Genomic DNA, 24,479 nt, shown 5'->3' on the forward strand with positions numbered 1-24,479 from the left:
CCCACATATTTTATATAAGATTATAAAACTTTATATTGAATATATTTTTAACAATATCACACGCATTTACCATAGATAAATAGATCGTGCTTTACTGTAGATTTGCAACAAGAGGTAATATAAATTTAATAATAAAAAATAGCAAATAGATTCATGCACAGATTTTTGAGCCCGCTATTAGGTATTTAAAGCTTAATCGGACTCACTACATACGTACTGCGACTATCATCATCCTTGATAAGTAAGCTCATTTGCGGGCTATCGAAATAAAAATCAATGTGTTCTGAATCTAACACATCAACGATGTTGAGAAGGTAATTTACGTTAAAACCAATTTCCATTGGTTGGTCACTATATTTTACTTCCATTTGATCTTGCGCTTCTTCATGCTCTGGGTTATTTGCTGATAAAAGCAAAGCATTATCCTGAAGCTCTAAGCGTACACCGCGATACGTTTCATTCGACAAGATTGCTGTACGTAATAATGCCTGTTTTAACTCAACACGATTAGCGACTAATAGCTTTGTATTATTCGGTGGAATCACTCTTGTATAATCAGGGAAACGCCCTTCAATAAGCTTTGATGTAAATTGAAAATCAGGCAGAATAATTCTGAAATAGTTTTTACCAATTTGCACTTCAATTTCAGCATCTTCAGGCGCTGACAATGTGCGCTCTAGTTCTTTAATTGCTTTGCTTGGCACTATAATTTGAACAGCATCCAGGAAAGTATCTTCTATTAATACTTCAGAGCTTGCCATGCGATGACCATCAGTCGCAACCGTGCGAAATCTATCGTTATTAACTTCCCACAACATGCCATTTAAAAAATAACGCACATCATTATTTGCCATGGCAAATTTTACACGCTTTATTGCCGAATTAAGCTGAGCATATGACAGCTTAAACATCGCTCTACCCGTATCTTCATTCATCATAGGAAAGGATGAAGCCTTTAAGATTGACATAGTAAATTTACTGCGATTACATGAAACTAACACCCGATCATTTACTTCTTCTGTTATTTTAACCGATGCGCCCTCTGGTAAATTACGTATGATATCATGAAGCTTTTTGGCAGGAATTGCGATACTAGCATCATGTGATGCTTCTTCAAGCTCAACATAGCTGACAATTTCAGTCTCTAAATCAGAGGCCTTTAAGCGCAGCTTTCCCTCCTCAATAATAAATAATACTGAGCTTAGCACTGGTATCGTATGCTTTTTCTCAGCAATCGATACTAAACCTTGTAATGGCTTTAATAATGCATCGCGAGAAAGTGTAAATTGTAACATCATATCTCCCCTGGGAATTAATGCGCTAATTTGCGCGATAAGTTTTGATAATCATCCTGTATATCAACATTATTGACAATCAGTTTCTTTATAGTCCTTACGGCATGTAAGACTGTGGTGTGATCTCTACCACCGAAAAAGCCACCAATTTCCGGCAAACTATGATTGGTAAACTCTTTAGCTAACGCCATTGCCATCTGCCTTGGGCGCGCGACATCACGACTTTTTTGCTTTGATAATAAGTCGGTAATTTTAATATTATAATAATCAGCAACAACACGCTGGATATTGTCTACTTTGACAATTTTATCTTGTATTGAAATAACATCTTTTAAGCATTCATAAGCAAGCTTCTCATCAATGGCTTTTTTATTAAACTGAGCATAGTTAAGTACGCGCCTTAATGCCCCTTCTAATTCTCGCACATTAGAGCGAATATGCTTTGCCATAAAAAGCGCCACATTTTGATCAATAGGTCGACCAAATTGACTAGATTTATGTAATAAAATAGCACTTCGTGTTTCAAGATCAGGAATATCAATTGTTACAGTTAAGCCATAACCAAAACGTGAAACTAAACGTTCTTCAAGTTTAGGAATTTCCTTAGGATACTTATCGCAAGATAAGACAACTTGCTTACCATTTTCAAGCAAAGTATTAAATGTGTGGAAAAACTCCTCTTGAGAGCCCGCTTTACCAGCAATAAACTGGATATCATCAACGAGCAACACGTCAACAGAGCGATAAAAGTTTTGAAATTCATCACCTGAGTGTAAACGTACCGCATCAACATAATCTTTGACAAAGCGCTCAGATGTCACATATAGCACTTTCGCCTTTGGGTTATTATGTAATACATAATTACCAATAGCATGCATTAAATGTGTTTTACCTAACCCACTGCCCCCATAAATAAATAATGGATTATAAGCCAACCCTGGATTAATGGACACTTGCATCGCTGCAGCACGTGCTACTTCATTAGCTTTACCAACAACAAAATTATCAAAATTATATTCTTTTTTTAATGGTGAACCAAAATCAACACGTTTTTGATCTTTTGGCACGGATAGTGCTTCATCAAAACCATAGAGCTCGCTAGAAATACCCGCATTTTTATCCACTTCAAACTCGTTTTGATCATCCATGGAATCATGATTTTCCAATAAACTATCAACAACCAGTGGTGCTGTTGTCACATTCTTATTAAAAAGATCAGTCTGTGGACCAACACTACTTTTTATCGTCGATACTTGCATTACTGTGTCTTGAACATCCACATTTTGGTTATCACTGCTTTTTTTCACTGAGAACTCAACAAGTAAATGAGTGTTTTCTTTGTATTTTTTTAAGGTATCCACAAGAAGCTGTTGATATTTGGTCTTTACCCAACCAAGAAAATAATTATTCGGTGCATAAATTGTGAATAAACTACCTTGATCATTTGTCTTCAATGGCATTATCCATATTCTATATTCTTGTTCAGACAAGTTGTCTTTTAAATAATCCAAACATTGTGACCAAACATTCATACTTACAATGCATCCTATATATATAAAGGGTTTCTAGCAATTGTTTAGACCAGTAAATGTGCTAGAAAAAGTTTATGTTTTCAAATTATCTGTGGATTATATCAAAGCGTGCACAGCATGCAATGCTTGATATGAACAACTGTGGATAACTCTGTGGGTAATTATGTGAATTACTTGTTAATTATCTTGTGAACAAGCATGTGTGTAACTATGTTCATATCCCTTTGGATTTTTTTGTGGAAAAAAAATAAACATGAGGAAAGAATAAAGGATCCACATGAAAACCACAGCGGACTAACATAGATGTCCACAAAATTATACACAAGAGAATCCTTTATACAATAAGACTTTAAAGATGTTTATCCACAAATATCCACAAACCAATAACAGAAAAAACAAGGAAAAAGAAATTATCTTTTAAACATAAAAGAAAAAAGAAGATAAAAAAGGAAAGTGGATAAAAATAAAAAAAGGAAACATAAAATAAAATCATTTATAAATAGATATAATATCTTCCTGTCGTTAGTTGTGCATGTTTTATTAAATTTAAACTGGATGAAAAGGTAAGCTGTGAATTATTTCAAAATAATGATTGAAAAGAATGGTAAAAGTCTGAATAATGGCAACCGCTGGTTTGGTCCTCTTGCGACACTAGTTTATGAACCCCGTCAGGTCCGGAAGGAAGCAGCGGTAATAGATGATGTGTGTGCCGAGATGTAGGCTAAGCCAGTACTTAATTGTATTGATATAGATTATTATAATCCATAGTTGAAATAATACGTTTTTCATACTCGCCATCTTCAAGTTCAGAGTAATGAACTAAGGTTTTAATGAGATCTTTACCGGTTATTGGTTTATCTTCTTTGGTTAATTGTGAACGAAGTGTGCGAAACTCTTGAAAATTTGTACCTGTATTTAACAGATTAAAATAAGATTGCACACTGTCTTTAGGTGATGGAAATACTTGCACTTCATTAATCGCACCTGCTGTACGTTGTTTAGGAACAAGGCCACAACCTTTGGTAAAACAGTGCTGACCAAAATAGTTGTTACCATCAACGGCAAAACGAGAAGTACCCCAGCCAGTTTCAAGCGCAGCTTGAGCAAGTACCATGCTTGTCGGGATAGTATTAACTTTTATAAGTAAATCTTTAACCATTTGAGTTAGAGCGTTTTCGTCAAAATTAACTTTATATTGTTCACAGAATCTAGATAATTGATCTTGTTGAGCTTTAGAAAGCTTTTTGTTTTTATTAAGCATTGCAAGCATACTTTTTAATGCTTGTCGTTGGTTTAAGACATCTTGTTGTACTTGATGGATAAATGGCAACATATAATCAATGAATGCTTGTTTTCGATCACTAACACTGCTTATTGCTTGAAAGTCAGGTTTTTCCACAGTCGTCTCTGTATTTTTAGAGCAGCTTGTTATAAAGCTTGCTAAGCTAATAGCCAGAAAGGCAGAGATTGATAGTCGCAATAACTTTTTTTTACTTGTTTTAAGCATTGTTAAGATCCTCTTTTTATTAGTATTTCTCTCTATAGTACGAACCTTTAGCATAGACTATAACTGCTAAGAAAGATTGTTTGTGTTGCTTTTTTTAGCAGAAATGATCTGCTAAAATGCGGACAAATTCATGTAAATAAAATACAAGGTAATATGATGACAACAGCAGTTGATATGGTTAGCGAATTAAATATAGAAACATTAAAAAACGAATCTATATGGCAATATTTCATTGAAATAACTCAAATTCCAAGACCGACATTTCATGAAGAAAAAATCAAAGCTTACCTATTAGAATGGGCGAAAAATAACAACTTTAAAACGAAGATTGATCAGGCAGATAATATCGCAATTTATGTGCCGGCAACCAAAGGCTATGAATCACACAAACCAGTTGTTTTACAAGCACATAAAGATATGGTGTGTGAAAAAAACGAAGAAGTAACATTTGATTTTCTAAATGATAGTTTGCAGCTAGAGATTGTTGATGGATGGCTTAAAGCAAAAGGCACAACACTTGGTGCTGATAACGGTATAGGTATTGCCGCAGCAATGGCAGCTGCAACTGATAAAGATATTAAACGTCCAGCACTTGAAATATTAATCACTGCTTCAGAAGAAAGAGGATTAATTGGCGCAAATAATTTAAGTAAAGACTTATTAACCGCCAATACGATGATCAATCTAGATACAGAAAGCTGGGGAGATATCTATGTTGGTTGTGCCGGTTCACAATCAGCAACAATGACATTCAAAAATGAAACTATTAATCAATCATCTTCACTTCAAAGTATTGAAATCATTGTCAATGGTCTTAAAGGTGGTCATTCAGGTTTAGATATTGATAAACCGCGCATTAATGCGGCAAAATTTATGAGCATGATGCTTGATGATTTAGATCAAAATCATTCATATAACATTAATGAAATCAAAGCAGGGAACCTACCAAATGCCATTCCACGTGAAGCTAAGGCTATTATTTCTTGTCAAGTTGAAGATGTAGCACAAATAAAAGAAACGTTAACGCATTACTATCATAATTGGTTTGCGATTTACCAAAAAAATGAGCCTAATTTTGCATTAACAATCAAAGAAGTAGCAACGGCAAAAACGGCATTCAATGATGATTTAAAGCATCGTTTGTTAAATGTATTAACAAGTATACATTCAGGTGTCTTAGCGATGAGCCCTGCGATGCCAAATTTAGTAGAAAGCTCAAATAATTTATCTTCGATTAAATTAAAAGATAACGATATTGTTATTACGATTTATACACGCAGTGATAATAATTTAGCGATCAACAATTTTATGCAATCGATTAAACGTATAGCTGCTCAAAATAACGTGATTTTTAATAAATCTCAACTATCCCCTGGCTGGAAGCCAGATATGAGCTCTAATGCGCTTAAAATTGCCAAAGATAGCTACTTTGCTCTTTATTCTAAGGAAGCAAATATCAAAGCGATTCATGCTGGTTTAGAGTGCGGTGCTATCGTTGATAAATACCCACACATGGATATGGTTTCAGTAGGACCTTCAATTGAAGGTGCGCATTCGCCCGATGAAAAAGTAAAAATCGATACAGTTAGTGAGTTTTATCAGCTATTGAAAGCAATGTTAGAGAGATTATAGAAAAGGAGTAAAGAGAGTAAGTAAAAGTCATCGTTGTGTAGGTGAGTCACTCTATGTGCTTGACGACATAAAGGTTATCTAAGGAGGGGAGGGAGGATGACGACCCACCTAACACATCCCTAGTATAGTAAAGGATTTTAAAAGTGTTAGTATTTTTATAAAAAAAGTGAAAAATTTTTCTTAAAATTATAAAAAGCTTGGAAATATAAGGTTTTCCTTAGCAAAAATTATTGGCGTATTGAGAAAGGAGAGCGTAAAAACTTAACCATTAATACCTTGCAGCGTGCTGCTGCGGTACTTGGGTTAAGCGTTGATATTAGTTTTGTGTAATATATCAAAAAAAGCACCCCAAACTATAACCATTCATGTTTATGGATTGCTGTTTTTAGGATAAATAATTGAATTTGTATGATCATCATTCCAGATTTCTTGCTCACTTAATGTTGTCTCAATTAACTCAATAGGAGCGCCTTCCACTTCGATCATTGCAACTTTAAATCCTGAAAAAGGTTCATAGGGCGGCATGATGATTTTCTGATTTTTAATGGCTTCAGCTAGATTATCCACTTTAAAAGCGACATGAGTTTTGGTTTGAATCAGTGGATGCAAAGGACATCCTTCTTCAAAGCGATGGTACTGGATACGAAAAGGATTGTGTCCTTTAGTTGTGTACATTTTAAATGATGAGCTATAACGTTCATCAGGGTGTTTTTCTGTTGTCGGGATACCCATATGGTGGTATTGATAGTTGATGTTAGTCATACTAGAAAATGAGGTTGTCTAATTTTTAGCAAATAATAATACGTTGATCTAAACTTGTAAACTCAAGTTTTAAGGTATAAATAGGCTATGACCATATTACTGCCTACTTTGATTTTGTAAGCGTTGGCTGAGCGTAAGTCGAAGCCTCTATGAAGTGTGATTTTCCCAAGCTTACCCTTCGACTTACTCTCAGGGTACGGTGAGCACTTATGGGTGAATATTTAGTCTTAGCCCATAAATAATTGCAAAATTGCCTCACGATCAATTTTACTTTGTGCATTAACAGGGATCTCATCACCATAGCGAAAGGATTTAGGTAGTAGTATTTTCTCAAACCAATGACTTAAAAAATGACGCAAAGTGTTATTGAATGCTAAGGTACTCAGATGCTCTTTTTGTTGTTTACCTGATGGTGATAATACAATAAATATACCAATATATTCGCGCGATTTTTCAAGTTTTAGCGCATAACAATCATCAATCCAAGGATGATGCTTAAGTCTATCTTCAAGCTCTGTAAGTGATAGACGTTTGTCTTCAAGCTTTACAATACGTCCTTTGCGACCTTGTAAGATAAATTGGTTAGGCTTGATTAACTTAATGACGTCATCCGTATCGATAAATGGTTCAATAAAAGAATCAGCATAAACACGCAATGTCAGATCTTTATTTTGACTAATTTGCACATCATCGAAGCATTGCCAAAGTGGATTATTAAGTTGTTGGCGCCAAGCAATAATACCCGTTTCACTACTACCTAATATTTCATTAACAGTTAATTTTAGATATTTAAGTAATTCTTGTGCTACTTCATTTTTTAATAAGCTCCCTGCACTGAAACAAGTAATCTTAGAAAGGTCTTCTTCAAAAGTTAAACGCGATAACAGAGCAGGGCTTGAGATAAAAATAAATTGGTGATTGATATCACTTAATTGCGCTAATTCCTCACTTAATTCAATGCGCTGGCTATAGATAGGGCGTCCCATTAAAGAAGGCCAAAGAAAGTAAAAAATAAAACCATAAAGATGTTGATGATGGACACTACTAGTAACCATCAGCTCTTTATCAAGATTAAAAAAGTGATTTAAGATATTAACCTCATTGACTAAGTGGTTAAATTTCTTAGTGATTTTTTTAGGTTTTCCTGTAGAGCCTGAAGTGAAAAATATAATATCCGCAATGAATAGGCAATCGTTTATTTTATTCTCAAATAGGTCATTAGTATTAAGATCAATTGGTTTTTTGTTAAAACAAAAGCATTGTCGCTGTTCATCAAAATGAAGTGTCTCAATATCTTCATTGTTGCTAATATCCTCAAAAACACCACACGTATTATTAGGTGGCAAGATAATGGACTTGTTAGTAATTAGGGCACTAAAAAAACCAATATAGAAATGATAAATATTGTCACAATAGAGAGTAATTGAAGTTGTTTTTTGCTGGCTTAAAAAATGCGCTAGTGAAAATATGATTTGTTTAATTTCACCAAGCTGTGTTGCTAAGTTATTTTTTTTGCCATGGCAAAAAATGACCTTGTCATCATTTAATTGTCGAAATAAGAAGTCTAAATAATCTTTCATTTTCTGTTTTTTCTTTTAACAAAAACACGCACAACAAACTCACAAACAAAAAACGCACCAATCAATATATAAGAAATCAACCCATTATAAATTGTCCAAACATGTAATGAACTAAACACAGCGCTATAGCAAGAAACCAACGCGTTTAATATAAAGAAAATACACCACGCAATCGTTACTTTACGTGTGTATGCACTGACAAAATGCGGTAGTGGTTTACGTGATGTTTTTTTAGCGAATTGATAAATAATATTTTCTTTTGCGAATAATGAAGCAATAAAAATACTCAAAAAAGCAATATTCATGGCAACAGGGTAAAGTTTAATGAAGATAATATTATGCGATAACATTCCTAATAAACTGATAGAAATGCCAATACCTGAGAGGGTAAATAACGCATATTTAGGCATGATGCTATGATCGTTTTTGTGATTGAAAATCGCTCGTAAGCCGAAAAGGCAAAGGATAATTAAACTTAACCCTTGTACGGATAAAAACTGTATACCAAAAAAAATAACAAAGGGGTAAAGTAAAATAACAATAGCGATGATAAGGGTGGTTAAGCTACGTAAGGACATTATTGATTGTTAATTTCTTGGTCAATGATCGTGATGATGTCATTAACAGTTTTCACTGATTTAAATTCTTCAGGTTTAAATTGTTTATCAGTTTTACTTTGTAAATAAACAATAAGGTCTACCGCATCAATACTATCTAAGTCAAGGTCTTCATATAAACGCGCTTCAAGTGTCACATTTTGTGGATCAAGCTCAAAAAGCTCAGCAAATATTCCCTGAAGTTCTTGGAGAATTTGCGCTTTTGATGTACTCATTTTTTATCCCTTATTATTTTGTGTCTTTTGGGTCGCAATAAATTGCGCTAATGTTTTAACTGATTCAAAGTGCTTCTTCACATCATCAGTGTCTTCATTAAGCTCAATATTATATTTTTTCTTCAAAGCAACGCCAAGCTCCAATGCGTCGATAGAGTCTAAGCCAAGCTCGTCACCAAATAATTGCATATCACTGGCAATATCTTCAGTAGTAATATCTTCTAAATTAAGCACGTCAATAATCAGTTCTTTTAATTCCAGTTCAAGTAGGGTGTTATTCATTAATCAATATGACCTTGTAATTGTTGTTGTAATATCTTTGTCAACCGTCTTGCGGCAACCGAAGGAAGTTGATTGCACTCATTTAAAATCGCTTGAGTATCAATAAGATCCTTAACTGTTAACGTGAAGATCGGTTTTGTCGCGGGTATTTTATACCATTTATCATTTTTTGCCAGTGTGCTGGGAATACAGCTTAAATGAATAATACGAATTGGTACCCCTGCGCGAATGGCAATCTGTGCTGCCCCTCTTTTTAATTGGATTGGCATATTAGCAATAGAGCGTGTACCTTCAGGAAACATCAACAAGTTATTACCTGAGTTCAATGTTGCCTTGATATCACTAAATGTCTGCTCAGGATCGATATTGGGAATATAACCTGCAGTGGAGATAACGCGTCGTATAAATCGATTTCTCCATAATTGCGCTTTAACAATATTGTCACAAAAGGGTAGCTTAGAGACGATTGAGACATAATCGATCAAGGTGGGGTGATTGGCGATGATTAATGTGCCTTTGTCTTTTTTTAATTTGTCAAAACCAATAAAATGAAAGCGAATAAGACCTAAGCCAGACATCGTTGCGGTAAAGAAACGAAATGTTAAGTAAATACAATATTGCGCAATATGTTTTTTTTCGCTTTTTTGCTTTTTTGAGCGGATTATTTTAGCAATGATTACTGCCATAGGAATAATAATATACCCTAATAGTAACCCCCCTAAAGAGAATAATAAAAAACAAAATCCCGTGGCAATCAGGCGCCATAGATAGTCTATTTTGTTAAACAACATATGCATTAATATGGATAAAATAAATTTTGGCTATTATCAATTAAATAGCATGGTTAGTCAAAAAATAGTTTGATTATATATTAATCCAAAAAATATTTTACAATTTGCCTCATTTCGCGGTACGCTTATGCTCCCGCACACAATAAAGATAAAATATGTTAAACAAGTTTATTAAATATACTGTAGCGCTTTTATTCGTTGCTTCATCAATTACCAATTCATTTGCCGCAAGTGCTCATATGCCAGCGGCAAGCGGAAGTGCTACTAAAGCAATACCATTAGCAGCAAATTACTGCAATGACTTTTTAAAATATGGCAACCCTGGTGGCAAGGTTAATTTATATCTTTGTCGTGAGGGTTATATCTCTGCTTATAATTATGAAACTAAGCAGCCTAGTTGGGTTGCTTATCGTTTAACAGCGCAGTCTGTTTCAAGTAAACTAAAGCGTCATGATGAATTTCAACCAGATCCGGAAGTGCCAGCCAAGTATCGTGCTGAGTTATCAGACTATAAAAGAAGTGGTTATGATCGTGGGCATTTAGCACCCTATGCGGCGATGGATTTTAATAAAACAAGTGCCAAACAGTCTTTTTATTTATCGAATATGTCGCCACAGAAGGGTGGGCTTAATCGTCAAGGTTGGGCAAAGCTTGAGTCTGATGTGCGTTTTTGGGCGCAAATGTATAAGGAAGTCTATGTCTACACAGGACCTGTATTTAAAAACAGCAAAACACATAAAACAATAGGTAAGAATAAAATCTGGGTGCCAGAGTATTTCTTCAAAGTAGTCTATGCACCAAAACAAGATAAGGCGATCGCCTTTATTATGCCAAATGCTCGCGTGGATAAAAAAGATGTTGCAAAATATCGTGTATCGATCAAGGATGTTGAACAGCGCACTGGTTTGACATTTTTTAACACCTTGCCTAAGACTCAAGTGGCTGCTTTAACAGATAAAACCTCACCAATGTGGCGTACGAGTTATAGGGCGTAAGGTATCCGCTTAGCGCTAGGTAGATAGTGGTTTGTAAGTGCTGGCTGAGCGTCAGTCGAAGCCTTGATTGAATCTGTTTCAAAAGATGCCCTTCGACTTACGCTCAGGGCACGTGCTTTTGGGTGGTTACTTAAAGTTGTGGTTAACTCTCTGCACTAGTTGCGCGAATATGCTCATTTAAATCATGATAATGTTGAATATTTTTATAATCATAAGCGCTAAAGATATCGTGAACAGGTTGTGCTTGTTGAAAGCCGTGCTCGATAATCATAAAGCCATTTTCTTTTAAGTGTGCTTTGCCATGGCAAACAATGTGCTCTATATCAGCTAAACCATTGTTTTTGGCAATAAGTGCAGTGGTTGGTTCATATTGACGAACATGCGCGCAGAGTGCGGGATCTGATTGATCAATATAGGGTGGGTTGGAAACAATAATATCAAATTGCTCATCAGTGAGTGGCTGATACCAGCTGCCTTGCAAAAGTTGTACATTACTTAGCTTGTAATGCTCTTTGTTATGAGCGGCAACTTTAAGCGCATGCTCACAATAATCAATAGCAGTCACCTGCCAATCGGGTCGGGCATGAGCAAGGCTTAAGGCAATTGCTCCACTGCCTGTACCTAAATCAAGCACTTGCAGTTTAGTGTGCTGTGTGAACTTATTAAGAATGCTTTCAATCAGCACCTCAGTATCCGCGCGTGGGATCAATGTGTGTTTATCAACAAGGAATTCAAGATCCCAAAAACCTTGCTTACCTGTCAAGTAAGCCACGGGCTCACCCTGTAAGCGCCTTGTAAATAGTTCACTAAACTGTTGAAGCTCGTATTCAGTTAAAGGTTTTTCTGACCAAGTGTATAAATAACTCGTTGATACTTTTAATACATGACAAAGTAAGACTTCAACATCAATCCGTGCGCTATCAGAAATGGGTTCAAGTTGTTTGCTATAGGTTGATATAATAACTTGAATGGTATTATTAGGCATTTTCTTCAGACATTTGTACAAGTAAATCGGCTTGATACTCATGCACAAGTGGTTGAATTACCGAGCCTAAATCACCTTGCATTACTTCCTCAAGCTTGTAAAGAGTTAAGTTAATGCGATGATCAGTGACGCGCCCTTGTGGGTAGTTGTAAGTGCGAATACGTTCAGAGCGATCGCCACTGCCAACAAGACTTTTACGTTGACTAGATTGCTCTTGTTGTTGCTTATCAATTTCAGCTTGCAAGAGTCTTGCTTTGAGCATTGACATGGCTTGAGCACGGTTTTTATGTTGTGAACGTTGATCTTGACACTCAACAACCACGCCAGTTGGAATATGTGTTATACGAATGGCTGAATCTGTTTTGTTAACATGCTGACCACCAGCACCTGAAGCGCGAAAGGTATCCACTTTTAGATCTGCTGGGTTAATATCAATCCCTTCGACTTCATCAGCCTCTGGCATAATAGCGACGGTGCAAGCCGAGGTATGCACACGTCCCTGTGATTCTGTTTCAGGGACGCGTTGTACGCGATGCGCACCGGATTCAAACTTAAGTTGCGAGTAGACATTCTCGCCTGAGATCTTGCTGATGATTTCTTTGAAGCCACCATGCTCACCATCGCTTTGACTAACAATTTCAATCCGCCATCCTTGTGTTTCAGCGTAGCGGCTGTACATTTTAAATAAATCACCTGAGAAAATAGCGGCTTCATCACCACCGGTGCCAGCGCGAATTTCCAGAAATACGTTAGCACCATCATTAGGGTCTTTAGGTAATAATAAAATCTCAAGCTCTTTAGTTAAGGCTTCAATTCGTTCTTCAGCGTCATTAAGCTCTTCTTTAGCCATCTCCTTCATTTCAGGATCACTTTCTTTGAGCATTTCATTAGCACTTTCAATATCATCATGTGCTTGCTCGTAAGCTTTAAATGTTGTAACTAAAGGCTCTAATTGCGCATATTCTTTGGATAGATCACGAAATTTATTCTGATCACTAATGACCTCAGCCTCACCCAAGAGGGCTGCAATTTCTTCATGACGTTCGATTAAGCCTTGTAATTTTCGTTTGATTGAGTCTTTCATTTTATAATCCAGTGTTTAAGCCAAAAATTTCTTCAGCTAAGTTAAGCATATCATTGCGCCCTTCAACGGCAGCATTTCTAAGTGACACGCTTGGCGTATGTAGCCATTTGTTTTTAACATTATGCGCAAAGCGAGCTAGAACCATTTTAGGATCCTCACCATTTTCTAGGCGCTTAAGACAACGATTGAGCTCATCATCAATCATATCTTTGGTTTGATTGCGCATAGCTTTGATCGTGTTATCGGAAAGAATGGCTTTTTCTTGATTGATATAATCATCCAAACCTTTTTCAATCCATTTCTCAGCACGTAGTGCCGCCTTTTCACGCAAGGTTTTGTTGTTTTGAATCAACCCTTGAATATCATCAACGCAATAAATGGTTATGTTATCCATTTGGTCAAATAGTGGATCAATAACACGTGGCACCGACAGGTCAATTAGCGTTTTAGGATTTGTATTAGTTAGCATATCAGCTGTCAAAATCAACTCACGTGAGTTGACGGCACTAACAATAATATCAGCTTGTTTAGCAAGGCTGCTAAGCTCAGATAAGGAAAAGGCTTCAGCGTGATGATCAGTTGCCAGTTGTTGCGCCTTGTCTAGTGTGCGATTAACAATAATAAGGCGTTTTGGTGTCAGGCTTGCTAAGTGCTTTGTCACAAGCATAGCCGTGCTTCCTGCGCCAATAACAAGAATTATTTTATCTTCAAAATGACTTAAACTTTGTTTGGCTAATGTCACTGCCGAAAAGGCAACAGAAACCGGACATTGTCCAATATTAGTGTGAAAGCGCACGCGTTTTGCAACAGAAAAAGCCTTTTGCATTAAGCGATTAAGATCTCCACCTAGTGTGTTATTGGCAAGTGCCTCCGCATAGGCATATTTGATTTGACCTAATATTTGCGGCTCACCTAAAACCATTGATTCTAATCCGCAGCTTAAGCGCATTAGATGGTGGGCAACATGCGTATCTTGGCGCACGATAAGAAAATTTTTCAAATCCAAATCATTACGTTTTGCCGATTGTTGCCACCAGTTGATCACATGATCTAAGTGTTTTAATTCAGAAATAACGGCATAGATTTCCGTGCGATTGCAGGTTGATAAGATAAGACATTGCTCAACGCCATATTGCTCTTTTAGCGTTTTTAAGTGTTGACCAAGGAGTTCATTGTCGAGGGTGAATGCACCGCGCACATCTAAAGAAGCCTTTTTATAGTCTATCGCTAAAGAAACTAACGTCATTCATTTACCTACTTTGCTTATTATTCTTGCTAATCGCATGAGTGACTTTTGCTCAAAACCATAATAACGACTGATTGTTAAATTATGGATAATAAGTGCTAAGGATTGCTCATGAAACTGGTCGGTATTGTAGCATAAAAAAAGAAAAGTGCTATGACTGGAAAAGCAACTAATGGTGCAGGTTTATCGGCATGTGGTTTAGATGGGTGTTATTGTGAGGAAAGCCTGCTTTTAATTTCGTGATCAATCGCTGTGTTGATGAACTCATTTAAGGATTCACCATCTCTTTTCACAAAAAACACTTGTCTATGCCTATCAACACCAGTTCTTACATTAAATGATCCGCTATAAGACTTCTCAGGTGTGATATCATGTTCAGCGCAAAACTCCAGATAATCATCAACGGCATCTACAAATGCCTGTTTTAAGTCCTGATAGTTTTCTCCTTCATATGAAACTGTAGCATTGATGTTCATAATCTCACCATGGAAAATGCCATCGTTATGGTTAACTTTAATTGAACCTCTATAGCCTTTGTATTGCATTGCGTTACTCATATTAGTCCTACCTTTTTAAGATACTCAATAACGTTTTTAATTTGATATTCTTTTAGTGTTGGCTTCGGATGTGGTTTATGTAGCATCAGTGGTGGTGTTTCTTTGTTTAAATAAAAGCGTACACGTGAGCCACTTGTTTTACCTGCATTGCTCTCACTAAAGCCAAAGCTTTTTAAAACTTTAGATAACTCTGCCCATGTCAAATCTTTTGGGCATGCTAGTAATTTCTCGAGCGCTTTATCTATCTTAGTCATAAAATGCAACTATATTTTAGTTGCTGTAAATATAAGCGGAGATTTGTGTTTTTGCAAGCCTATACTCTATGTTTTTATTTGTTGTTATTGTCATAATTTTGTAACATGTTTCACTAATCATTTGGTATTCAAAATAAAAGAGAGGGAGTTTAAATGCGCTATCTGTGCGTAGTTATGGCGCTTGTCTGTGGGTTGTTATCACAGGCTTTTGCTGGTGATTTTTGGCAGAAAGCTAAGGCGGTTTTTGAGGGAAAAAAGCAGCAAGATGGCAGGGTTCATCTGGTGTTATGGCATTCATTTGGTGGATCGCTTAATTATGCTTTAGATAAAATTGTCAATGAGTATAATCAAAGTCAGCATAAGTATTATGTTGAGGCGGTTAATAAATCCAATTATCAAAACTCATTAACCGCAGCGGCAACAGCTTATCGCTCAAGCACACAGCCAAATATGTTGGTGTCTTATGAGATCGGTACGGCGATGATGATTTACTCAAATGGTGCAATTATCCCCCTATATGAGCTTGAGAAAATGACGGGTATTACGATTGATCAAAGTGATTTTTGGCCCGCGGTCAGTGGTTACTATAGTGTTGATGGTAAGCTTGCTGGTTTTCCTTTTAATAGTTCTTCACCCGTGCTTTTTTATAACAAAAAGGCTTTGGCTAAAGCGGGTGTCACGCACCCTCCGGTTACTTGGCAAGAGTTGACTAAAGTAGGAGAAAAAGGGCGCATTCGCGATTTGTGGGTAAATCAGCTGTAGTTTAACTTGAACTGAATGCGATCTTTATGTACAAATACCCTACTGCCTTTAAAACATAAGCAAGTTATGGATGAATTTAGCTGAGCAAAACCTAGAAACGATTCAGAATGAGATATCAAATACGATAGTAGAGCTATCTAAACTTAACACCGTTACGGAAAATAAGCTTGATAAAGATCGTATTGAGCATGCACAAGATCTATCAAGCAAACTCTCCGACTTATACGCAGCATTAAGTCACCAAGAGAAAGTGCTCAGTGACTCATTTAAAAAAGATGAAAAAGCACAGTTAGATGCTACGGGCAGGCGCTACATTTTCAAAGACTATAGAGCGACTAATGTGATGTATCGCAATGGTAACCGTTTTGATATTTATATGCCTTACTATCTTTTCAAAGGAACAAATAAAGGCAAAGGTACGGGCTGTAAGCCAGGCTTGCAATTACTGGGTATTCACCATGCTATATCCAATGGTTTAAGCACTTATATTGCGATGCTTTCAGCTGCATTAAGCTCATATGATGAAGTCAAAAAGCATCTTGCTAAAGTCAATATTCATTTGTCAGTGGCGTCAATTGTTAAGATCAGTAAACATATCAGTAAATTAGCACGCCTAAGTCAATCAGCTGAAAAGTATTTATCTGGATTTAACAACACCAACACAATCGTTGTATCGATAGATGGCGATCGCATTAGAATACGAAGTAAAAAGCGAGGTCCAAAGACAGCTAAGAAACGTAATAGATTTAAAGGGCAGTGGCGAGAAGTTAAGTTGTTTGTTATTTACGTGGTTGATGAGGGAGGTAATAAGATTAAGAAGGAGTTACCGATTATTGATGGCATCATCGGTAGTCCTCAGAGGGTGTTTAATTTACTCAAAAACTACTTAGCTGGGCTTGATTTAAACACAGTGAATAATCTTGTTTTTGTTGCTGACGGAGCCCCTTGGATTTGGAAGCGTATTAATCAACTTCTTGAAACGATGATATTACGATCTGACATCAAGGTATATCAAGTTCTTGACTATTATCATGCGATGGAGCATTTAAATGCTTTAGCTAAGCAACTTTATAAAAGTAAAAGTGATCAGGGTAAGTGGGCAAGGTCGTGCAAGGAGCTTTTGCATGCCGGTAAAGTTGATGAGTTTATTGCAAAAATCAAGCTGGATAGTAAGTATAAAAAAGGGAAGCTGGTTAAGTCAGAGAAAGGTTACTTTATTAATAACGCCGATCGTTTAATCTATAAAACATGCAAGGATCATGGTTTGCCTCAAGGCAGTGGTGCTATTGAGAGCGGCGTCAGAAGAGTTGTTAATCTCAAAATGAAAGGTAACTCCATTTATTGGAAAGAGGACAGCGCTAATGATATGTTATTCATACGGTCTTTTTACAAGGCTGGGCGATGGGAAGATATTGAAAGAATGGCTTATGCAGGCGGGTTAGCAATGGCTTCATAATTACCCACAAATCGCGAATGCGCCCCCGGTGAGTTTATTGTGATTGTTGGTGAATCAGGTTGTGGTAAGTCAACGTTACTAAGAATGGTTGCAGGGCTTGAGAATACATCTTCAGGAAAAATCAGCTTGTGTGGTAATGATATTACACATAAAGAGCCAAAAGATCGTGATATTGCAATGGTATTCCAAAATTATGCACTTTATCCGCATATGAGTGTTTTTAATAATATTGCGTATGGTTTAAAAGTAAGAAAGACAGCCAAAGCAGAAATCCACAAACGAGTTGAAGAAATTGCCAAGCTTTTAAAAATTGATCATTTGCTTGATCGCAAGCCTGGTGCGCTATCAGGTGGTCAACGCCAGCGTGTGGCAATGGGGCGCGCGATTATCCGTAATCCAAAGTTGTTTTTATTTGACGAGCCGTTATCTAACCTTGATGCCAAGCTAAGAGTAGAAATGCGTCTAGAGATTAAACGTCTGCAGCAGCGACTAAGGATTACCAGTTTATATGTGACGCATGATCAAGTTGAAGCGATGACGATGGCAGATCGTATTGTGGTGCTAAACAACGGCTATATAGAACAGTTTGCAACACCCAAAGAAATTTATCAAAAACCACGAAGCACATTTGTCGCAGGCTTTATTGGTGCGCCAGCAGTGAATTTCCTAAATGCCAAGGTTACTGAGCAAGGTATTATGTTAGATGATGGCGGTGTGTTACCTTTATTATTAAAAGAAGATAATCATTTAGGTCGTGAAATTATTATTGGTATTCGCCCAGAGCATATTGTATTAAAAGAGCTAAATGACGATATTGATCTTAGTGTGATTGTAGATATGATTGAACACCTCGGTGGCGAGACCCTTATTTATGGTTGTGTGCAAAACAGTGACGCAAAAATCACAGTTAGAATTGATGGTTACTGGCAAGGTGATATTGGTCAAGCTGTACATTTACATGTTAAAAAAGAGCATCTTCATGCTTTTGATCGAAAGACAACGAAACGTATCGCCTTAGATAGAACTGTAGAGTTGGTTGAATAATCATCGCATCAGCTGCTTTTCAGGTCGCTTTTCAGTCAAAACTCAATAAAAAGCTGTAAAAGTTAAAAAAGATGAAAAAAGGGGTTGCGGGGTGAGAATTGGTGTGTATAATGGCACCTCGTTCTCAGCGAGAATGTTCGCGAGAAACGCCTTGGTAGCAAGGTTTGAGAGATGTTTAAAGAGATATAAAATGTAGATACTTAAATACTTTGAGCAAAAATTTTTGCGGATTGTTAATTCTTGTTTTAGGACGGGAATTGATGATCTAAGGATTTAAACTGAAGAGTTTGATCCTGGCTCAGATTGAACGCTGGTGGTATGCTTAACACATGCAAGTCGAACGGGTTCGGAAGACAGAATACAGATGACAGAGTACAGATGGTTGAATGCAGCAAGCTGCATGGATTATTTTAAATTTAGATGTTTAAATTAATTTATCGCATAGGCGATTCGACTACTGTCTTCAGTCTTCTGTTATCTGTCTTCTGGCTAGTGGCGGACGGGTGAGTAACGCGTAGGAATCTGCCGTACAGTGGGGGACAACAGTTGGAAACGACTGCTAATACCGCATGATACCTTCGGGTCAAAGGTTGCTTAGGCAGTCGCTGTACGATGAGCCTGCGTTGGATTAGCTAGTTGGTGAGGTAAAGGCTCACCAAGGCGATGATCCATAGCTGTTCTGAGAGGAAGATCAGCCACACTGGGACTGAGACACGGCCCAGACTCCTACGGGAGGCAGCAGTGGGGAATATTGGACAATGGGGGCAACCCTGATCCAGCAATACCACGTGTGTGAAGAAGGCCTTAGGGTTGTAAAGCACTTTAGTTAGGGAGGAAGGTTATCAGGTTAAGAGCTAGATAATTTGACGTTACCTAAAGAATAAGCACCGGCTAACTCCGTGCCAGCAGCCGCGGTAATACGGAGGGTGCGAGCGTTAATCGGAATTACTGGGCGTAAAGGGTTCGTAGGTGGTTAGATAAGTCAGATGTGAAAGCCCTGGGCTCAACCTGGGAACTGCATTTGATACTGTTTAACTAGAGTTTACTAGAGGATTGGGGAATTTCCGGTGTAGCGGTGAAATGCGTAGAGATCGGAAGGAACATCAATGGCGAAGGCAACAATCTGGGGTTAAACTGACACTGAGGGACGAAAGCGTGGGTAGCAAACAGGATTAGATACCCTGGTAGTCCACGCTGTAAACGATGAGTACTAGCTGTTGGGTCTGGTGTAAAAGACTTAGTGGCGCAGCTAACGCGATAAGTACTCCGCCTGGGGACTACGGCCGCAAGGTTAAAACTCAAAGGAATTGACGGGGACCCGCACAAGCGGTGGAGCATGTGGTTTAATTCGATGCAACGCGAAGAACCTTACCTGCCCTTGACATCCATAGAAGATCTGAGAGATTGGATTGTGCCTTCGGGAACTATGAGACAGGTGCTGCATGGCTGTCGTCAGCTCGTGTTGTGAAATGTTGGGTTAAGTCCCGCAACGAGCGCAACCCTTATTTTTAGTTGCCATCATTAAGTTGGGCACTCTAGAGAGACTGCCGCTGATAAGGCGGAGGAAGGTGGGGACGACGTCAAGTCATCATGGCCCTTACGGGCAGGGCTACACACGTGCTACAATGGGCATTACAGAGGGAAGCGAAGCTGCGAGGTGGAGCGAAACTCAGAAAGGTGTTCGTAGTCCGGATTGCTCTCTGCAACTCGAGAGCATGAAGTCGGAATCGCTAGTAATCGCGGATCAGAATGCCGCGGTGAATACGTTCCCGGGTCTTGTACACACCGCCCGTCACACCATGGGAGTGGGTTGCAAAAGAAGTAGATAGTCTAACCGTAAGGAGGACGTTTACCACTTTGTGATTCATGACTGGGGTGAAGTCGTAACAAGGTAGCCGTAGGGGAACCTGCGGCTGGATCACCTCCTTAAAGGTACTTAGGTACAAAGATATTAAGAGAATAGCAAGAAGTGTTTAAGTGTTTACAATTGATGTTTTTTCAGTAGATTGGGTCTGTAGCTCAGCTGGTTAGAGCGCACCCCTGATAAGGGTGAGGTCGGTAGTTCAAGTCTACTCAGACCCACCAATTCAGAAGACAGAGAACAGAAGGCAGAAGACAGAAGACAGAATTTGGATCAAGCAAACTTGATGGATTTATTTTAAATAGATCATCGCGAAGCGATACGATTATCTGTCCTCAGTCATCAGTCTTCAGTTTTCAGAAAAGGGGCCATAGCTCAGCTGGGAGAGCGCCTGCTTTGCACGCAGGAGGTCAGGAGTTCGATCCTCCTTGGCTCCACCATCTACGCATCGATATTTAATTAAGGTTCAAAGAATGCTTTGATTTGATTTAACTTAATTTTAATTATTATATTGTGCTAAAGAGATTTATCTGATCAAGGCGCGAGAAGAATGAAAGCAAGAGTTTATAAAAATAAATGATTGCTTGAATGATTTGAAGCAACGCAGGTCAGGTGAATGTCTTGAGCACAAGAAGAGATCTTTAACAATTTATTATAGAGTAATGACCAAGAGAATAAGCGCAAACGGCGGATGCCTTGGCAGTCAGAGGCGATGAAAGACGTGATAGCCTGCGAAAAGCTTCGGGGAGTTGGCAAATAAACATTGATCCGGAGATGTCTGAATGGGGAAACCCAGTTATCTTTGATAACTATCTTAACTTAGGTTAAGAGGCGAACGTGGGGAACTGAAACATCTAAGTACCCACAGGAAAAGAAATCAACCGAGATTCCCTCAGTAGCGGCGAGCGAACGGGGAAGAGCCTGGCATATTTTAGCACATAGATTAGTTGAACATTCTGGGAAGGATGGCCATAGCAGGTGATAGCCCTGTAGACGAAAATTTATGAGTGGAACTAGGTATGCGAATAAGTAGGGCGGGACACGTGAAATCCTGTTTGAAGATGGGGGGACCATCCTCCAAGGCTAAATACTACTGACTGACCGATAGTGAACCAGTACCGTGAGGGAAAGGCGAAAAGAACCCCGATAAGGGGAGTGAAATAGAACCTGAAACCGTTTGCGTACAAGCAGTGGGAGCATGTATAGACATGTGACTGCGTACCTTTTGTATAATGGGTCAGCGAGTTACTTTTAGTGGCGAGGATAACTGAATAAGGGATCCGTAGCGAAAGCGAGTTTTAATAGAGCGATTAGTCGCTAGGAGTAGACCCGAAACCGACGCGATCTATCCATGACCAGGTTGAAGGTTGGGTAACACCAACTGGAGGACCGAACCCGGTAATGTTGCAAAATTATGGGATGAGTTGTGGATCGGAGTGAAAGGCTAATCAAGCGCGGAGATAGCTGGTTCTCCCCGAAAACTATTTAGGTAGTGCCTTGTGAATAACTCGTTGGGGTAAAGCACTGTTTCGACTAGGGGGGTTTTGCGACCTTACCGACTCGATGCAAACTTAGAATACGACGAAGTTTAATCACAGGAGACACACGGCGGGTGCTAAGGTCCGTCGTGGAGAGGGAAAGAGCCCAGACCGCCAGCTAAGGTCCCCAAGTTATCGCTAAGTGGTAAACGATGTGAGAAGGCATAGACAGCCAGGAGGTTGGCTTAGAAGCAGCCACCCTTTAAAGAAAGCGTAATAGCTCACTGGTCGAGTCGGCTTGCGCGAAAGATTTAACGGGGCTAAGCGATACACCGAAGCTGCGGATTCAGAGGACAGAAAACAGAAGACAGAGGACAGAATAATGAAATCTATAGAAAAGTTTGAAGACTTAATGGTTTTTCAGAAAGCATATAAAGTTTCATTGGAAATACATAAGTTAAGCTTGGAGATGCCGAAAGTTGAGCAATATGCTCTGGCGGATCAAGTAAGGCGAGCGAGCAAGTCAATTTGCGCAAATATTGCGGAAGGATTTGGTAAGCAAAGTATATCCAAGGTTGATTTTAAACGCTATTTGGCAATAGCGATTGGATCGGCTGAAGAGATGCGAGTATGGATAAGATATTGTTACGATCTGGATTATATTACTAAGTCTGATTGGGAAAGATTTAGCGATGAGTATCGAGATATAGCAAAGATGTTAAGTGGTCTTCATAAGAAGTGGATGTAGTTTTGATTTATCTGTTTTCAGTCATCTGTCATCTGTCCTCTGAGTGGTAGGGGAGCGTTCTGTAAGTTGAAGAAGGTGAATTGAGAAGTTTGCTGGAGATATCAGAAGTGCGAATGCTGACATGAGTAACGATAAATAAGTGAGATTCTTATTGGCCGAAAACCCAAGGTTTCCTACGCAATGTTAATCAACGTAGGGTAAGTCGGCCCCTAAGGCGAATCCGAAGGGAGTAGTCGATGGGAAACAGGTTAATATTCCTGTACCGATTGTAATTGCGATGGAGAGACGGAGAAAGCTAGGTCTGCCCGGCGGATGGTTGTCCGGGTGAAAGCGTGTAGGTAGTATGTTTAGGTAAATCCGGACATATGTTGATCTGAGGCGTGAGACGAAGTCGAGCTTGCTTGACGAAGAGATTGATGCTCTGCTTCCAGGAAAACCTTCTAAGCATAGATTATGATTGACCGTACTGTAAACCGACACTGGTGGGTGGGTAGAGAATACCAAGGCGATGAGAGAACCCAGGTGAAGGAACTAGGCAAAATGACACCGTAACTTCGGGAGAAGGTGTGCCCCATTAGGGTGAAGGACGCACGTCTGGAGCTTGAAGGGGTTGCAGATACCAGGTGGCTGCGACTGTTTACTAAAAACACAGCACTCTGCGAACTCGAAAGAGGAAGTATAGGGTGTGACGCCTGCCCGGTGCCGGAAGGTTAATTGAAGGGGTTAGCGCAAGCGAAGCTCTGGATCGAAGCCCCGGTAAACGGCGGCCGTAACTATAACGGTCCTAAGGTAGCGAAATTCCTTGTCGGGTAAGTTCCGACCTGCACGAATGGCGTAACGATGGCCACACTGTCTCCATCTGGGACTCAGTGAAATTGAAATCGCAGTGAAGATGCTGCGTACCCGCGGTTAGACGGAAAGACCCCGTGAACCTTTACTATAGCTTTGCACTGGACTTTGAAAATATTTGTGTAGGATAGGTGGGAGACTGTGAGATCAGGGCGCTAGTTCTGAAGGAGTCGCCGTTGAAATACCACCCTGATATTTTTGGAGTTCTAACTCAGGCTTAAGCCGAGGACAGTGTATGGTGGGTAGTTTGACTGGGGCGGTCTCCTCCCAAAGAGTAACGGAGGAGTACGAAGGTGCACTCGGTGCGGTCGGAAATCGCACCAAGAGTATAAAGGCAAAAGTGCGCTTGACTGAGAGAGTGACGGCTCGATCAGGTACGAAAGTAGGTCTTAGTGATCCGGTGGTTCTGAATGGAAGGGCCATCGCTCAACGGATAAAAGGTACTCCGGGGATAACAGGCTGATTCCTCCCAAGAGTTCATATCGACGGAGGAGTTTGGCACCTCGATGTCGGCTCATCACATCCTGGGGCTGAAGCAGGTCCCAAGGGTATGGCTGTTCGCCATTTAAAGTGGTACGCGAGCTGGGTTTAGAACGTCGTGAGACAGTTCGGTCCCTATCTGCCGTGGGCGTAGGAGATTTGAGAGGGTTTGTTCCTAGTACGAGAGGACCGGAATGAACGAACCGCTGGTGTTTGGGTTGTCTCGCCAGAGGCATTGCCCAGTAGCTACGTTCGGAATGGATAACCGCTGAAAGCATCTAAGCGGGAAGCCAGCCTCAAGATGAGATCTCCCGGGATTAAATCCCCTAGAAGGGTTGTTGAAGACTACGACGTTGATAGGCTGGCTGTAGAAGTGCAGTAATGTATGAAGCTAACCAGTACTAATTGCCCGAGAGACTTGGTTATTACTCTATGATAGATTGTTAGAGCTTTCAGCTTGACAGTTA

Annotated in this window: 18 protein-coding genes, 2 tRNA genes, 2 rRNA genes, 1 other RNA gene and 1 pseudogene; 10 read left to right on the top strand and 14 right to left on the bottom strand. The window is 39.0% G+C overall.

Going from position 1 to position 24,479, the window contains the following annotated elements:
• Positions 1-185: 185 nt before the first annotated feature.
• Complete coding sequence (gene dnaN, locus NYP54_RS06910; RefSeq protein ID WP_283155896.1) at positions 186-1,295, bottom strand: DNA polymerase III subunit beta; 1,110 nt, start codon at positions 1,293-1,295, stop codon at positions 186-188.
• Between the two features lie 17 nt (positions 1,296-1,312).
• Positions 1,313-2,827, bottom strand: a complete 1,515-nt coding sequence (gene dnaA / locus NYP54_RS06915) for a chromosomal replication initiator protein DnaA (protein WP_117003944.1) — start codon at positions 2,825-2,827, stop codon at positions 1,313-1,315.
• A 632-nt stretch (positions 2,828-3,459) separates the two neighbouring features.
• On the opposite strand from dnaA, the gene ffs reads away from it, so the two are divergent.
• An RNA gene (ffs, locus tag NYP54_RS06920) (signal recognition particle sRNA small type) lies at positions 3,460-3,557 on the top strand.
• Between the two features lie 3 nt (positions 3,558-3,560).
• On the opposite strand, the gene NYP54_RS06925 is transcribed toward ffs, so the two are convergent.
• Positions 3,561-4,388, bottom strand: a complete 828-nt coding sequence (locus NYP54_RS06925; protein WP_283155897.1) for a glucosaminidase domain-containing protein — start codon at positions 4,386-4,388, stop codon at positions 3,561-3,563.
• Between the two features lie 99 nt (positions 4,389-4,487).
• Between NYP54_RS06925 and pepD the strand changes: the two genes are divergently transcribed.
• Entirely contained in the window at positions 4,488-5,966 is a 1,479-nt protein-coding gene (pepD, locus tag NYP54_RS06930) for a beta-Ala-His dipeptidase (RefSeq protein WP_283155898.1), read from the top strand.
• Positions 5,967-6,335: 369 nt separating this feature from the next.
• Here pepD and NYP54_RS06935 read toward each other — a convergent pair whose 3' ends face one another.
• The 6 genes from NYP54_RS06935 to NYP54_RS06960 all read right to left on the bottom strand — a co-directional run bounded on the left by NYP54_RS06935 (position 6,336) and on the right by NYP54_RS06960 (position 10,213).
• Positions 6,336-6,728 carry a hypothetical protein gene (locus NYP54_RS06935; RefSeq protein ID WP_283155899.1) on the bottom strand — a complete coding sequence of 131 codons (393 nt, stop codon included), beginning with the start codon at positions 6,726-6,728 and terminating at the stop codon, positions 6,336-6,338.
• A gap of 227 nt (positions 6,729-6,955) precedes the next feature.
• Positions 6,956-8,308 (bottom strand): AMP-binding protein, encoded by a 1,353-nt coding sequence (locus tag NYP54_RS06940; protein ID WP_283155900.1) that lies wholly within the window; start codon positions 8,306-8,308, stop codon positions 6,956-6,958.
• Positions 8,305-8,718, bottom strand: coding sequence for a hypothetical protein (locus NYP54_RS06945; protein ID WP_283155901.1), 414 nt, complete (start codon positions 8,716-8,718; stop codon positions 8,305-8,307). Before NYP54_RS06945 ends, NYP54_RS06940 begins: the two co-directional genes overlap by 4 nt.
• Before the next feature lie 167 nt (positions 8,719-8,885).
• Entirely contained in the window at positions 8,886-9,140 is a 255-nt protein-coding gene (locus tag NYP54_RS06950; RefSeq protein WP_283155902.1) for an acyl carrier protein, read from the bottom strand.
• 3 nt (positions 9,141-9,143) lie between these two features.
• Positions 9,144-9,422, bottom strand: coding sequence for a phosphopantetheine-binding protein (locus NYP54_RS06955; RefSeq protein ID WP_283155903.1), 279 nt, complete (start codon positions 9,420-9,422; stop codon positions 9,144-9,146).
• Positions 9,422-10,213 carry a lysophospholipid acyltransferase family protein gene (locus NYP54_RS06960; RefSeq protein WP_283155904.1) on the bottom strand — a complete coding sequence of 264 codons (792 nt, stop codon included), beginning with the start codon at positions 10,211-10,213 and terminating at the stop codon, positions 9,422-9,424. The genes NYP54_RS06955 and NYP54_RS06960 overlap by 1 nt, the downstream gene beginning before the upstream one ends.
• A 239-nt stretch (positions 10,214-10,452) precedes the next feature.
• Between NYP54_RS06960 and NYP54_RS06965 the strand changes: the two genes are divergently transcribed.
• Entirely contained in the window at positions 10,453-11,208 is a 756-nt protein-coding gene (locus NYP54_RS06965) for a DNA/RNA non-specific endonuclease (protein ID WP_283157523.1), read from the top strand.
• 142 nt (positions 11,209-11,350) lie between these two features.
• Here the strand turns inward: NYP54_RS06965 and prmC are convergent, their stop codons facing one another.
• The 5 genes from prmC to NYP54_RS06990 form a co-directional block, all read right to left on the bottom strand.
• The gene (gene prmC, locus NYP54_RS06970) at positions 11,351-12,193 is read right to left on the bottom strand and encodes a peptide chain release factor N(5)-glutamine methyltransferase (RefSeq protein WP_283155905.1); all 843 of its coding nucleotides are present in this window, start codon (positions 12,191-12,193) and stop codon (positions 11,351-11,353) included.
• Positions 12,186-13,277 (bottom strand): peptide chain release factor 1, encoded by a 1,092-nt coding sequence (gene prfA, locus NYP54_RS06975; protein WP_283155906.1) that lies wholly within the window; start codon positions 13,275-13,277, stop codon positions 12,186-12,188. Before prfA ends, prmC begins: the two co-directional genes overlap by 8 nt.
• Before the next feature lies 1 nt (position 13,278).
• Positions 13,279-14,523 carry a glutamyl-tRNA reductase gene (hemA, locus tag NYP54_RS06980; protein WP_283155907.1) on the bottom strand — a complete coding sequence of 415 codons (1,245 nt, stop codon included), beginning with the start codon at positions 14,521-14,523 and terminating at the stop codon, positions 13,279-13,281.
• A 209-nt stretch (positions 14,524-14,732) separates the two neighbouring features.
• Positions 14,733-15,080 (bottom strand): type II toxin-antitoxin system HicB family antitoxin, encoded by a 348-nt coding sequence (locus NYP54_RS06985; protein WP_151194390.1) that lies wholly within the window; start codon positions 15,078-15,080, stop codon positions 14,733-14,735.
• Positions 15,077-15,334 (bottom strand): type II toxin-antitoxin system HicA family toxin, encoded by a 258-nt coding sequence (locus NYP54_RS06990; RefSeq protein WP_151194389.1) that lies wholly within the window; start codon positions 15,332-15,334, stop codon positions 15,077-15,079. The genes NYP54_RS06985 and NYP54_RS06990 overlap by 4 nt, the downstream gene beginning before the upstream one ends.
• A 153-nt stretch (positions 15,335-15,487) precedes the next feature.
• Between NYP54_RS06990 and NYP54_RS06995 the strand changes: the two genes are divergently transcribed.
• The 7 genes and pseudogenes from NYP54_RS06995 (at position 15,488) to NYP54_RS07025 (ending at position 24,438) form a co-directional block, all read left to right on the top strand.
• Positions 15,488-16,096 carry an extracellular solute-binding protein gene (locus NYP54_RS06995; RefSeq protein ID WP_283155908.1) on the top strand — a complete coding sequence of 203 codons (609 nt, stop codon included), beginning with the start codon at positions 15,488-15,490 and terminating at the stop codon, positions 16,094-16,096.
• 70 nt (positions 16,097-16,166) lie between these two features.
• Positions 16,167-17,552, top strand: coding sequence for a hypothetical protein (locus NYP54_RS07000; RefSeq protein ID WP_283155909.1), 1,386 nt, complete (start codon positions 16,167-16,169; stop codon positions 17,550-17,552).
• A gap of 27 nt (positions 17,553-17,579) precedes the next feature.
• Positions 17,580-18,596, top strand: a pseudogene (gene ugpC / locus NYP54_RS07005) (sn-glycerol-3-phosphate ABC transporter ATP-binding protein UgpC); the annotation flags it as partial.
• A 275-nt stretch (positions 18,597-18,871) separates the two neighbouring features.
• Positions 18,872-20,525 (top strand): 16S ribosomal RNA (locus NYP54_RS07010).
• A gap of 79 nt (positions 20,526-20,604) precedes the next feature.
• Positions 20,605-20,681: transfer RNA gene (locus NYP54_RS07015), tRNA-Ile, on the top strand.
• 140 nt (positions 20,682-20,821) lie between these two features.
• Positions 20,822-20,897: transfer RNA gene (locus NYP54_RS07020), tRNA-Ala, on the top strand.
• Between the two features lie 224 nt (positions 20,898-21,121).
• A 23S ribosomal RNA gene (locus NYP54_RS07025) occupies positions 21,122-24,438 on the top strand.
• Together the 16S and 23S rRNA genes with 2 tRNA genes alongside form the textbook arrangement of a ribosomal RNA operon.
• Positions 24,439-24,479: the final 41 nt, after the last annotated feature.

The sequence above is a fragment of the Cysteiniphilum sp. QT6929 genome (assembly GCF_030035755.1).
GTDB lineage: Bacteria > Pseudomonadota > Gammaproteobacteria > Francisellales > Francisellaceae > Caedibacter > Caedibacter litoralis.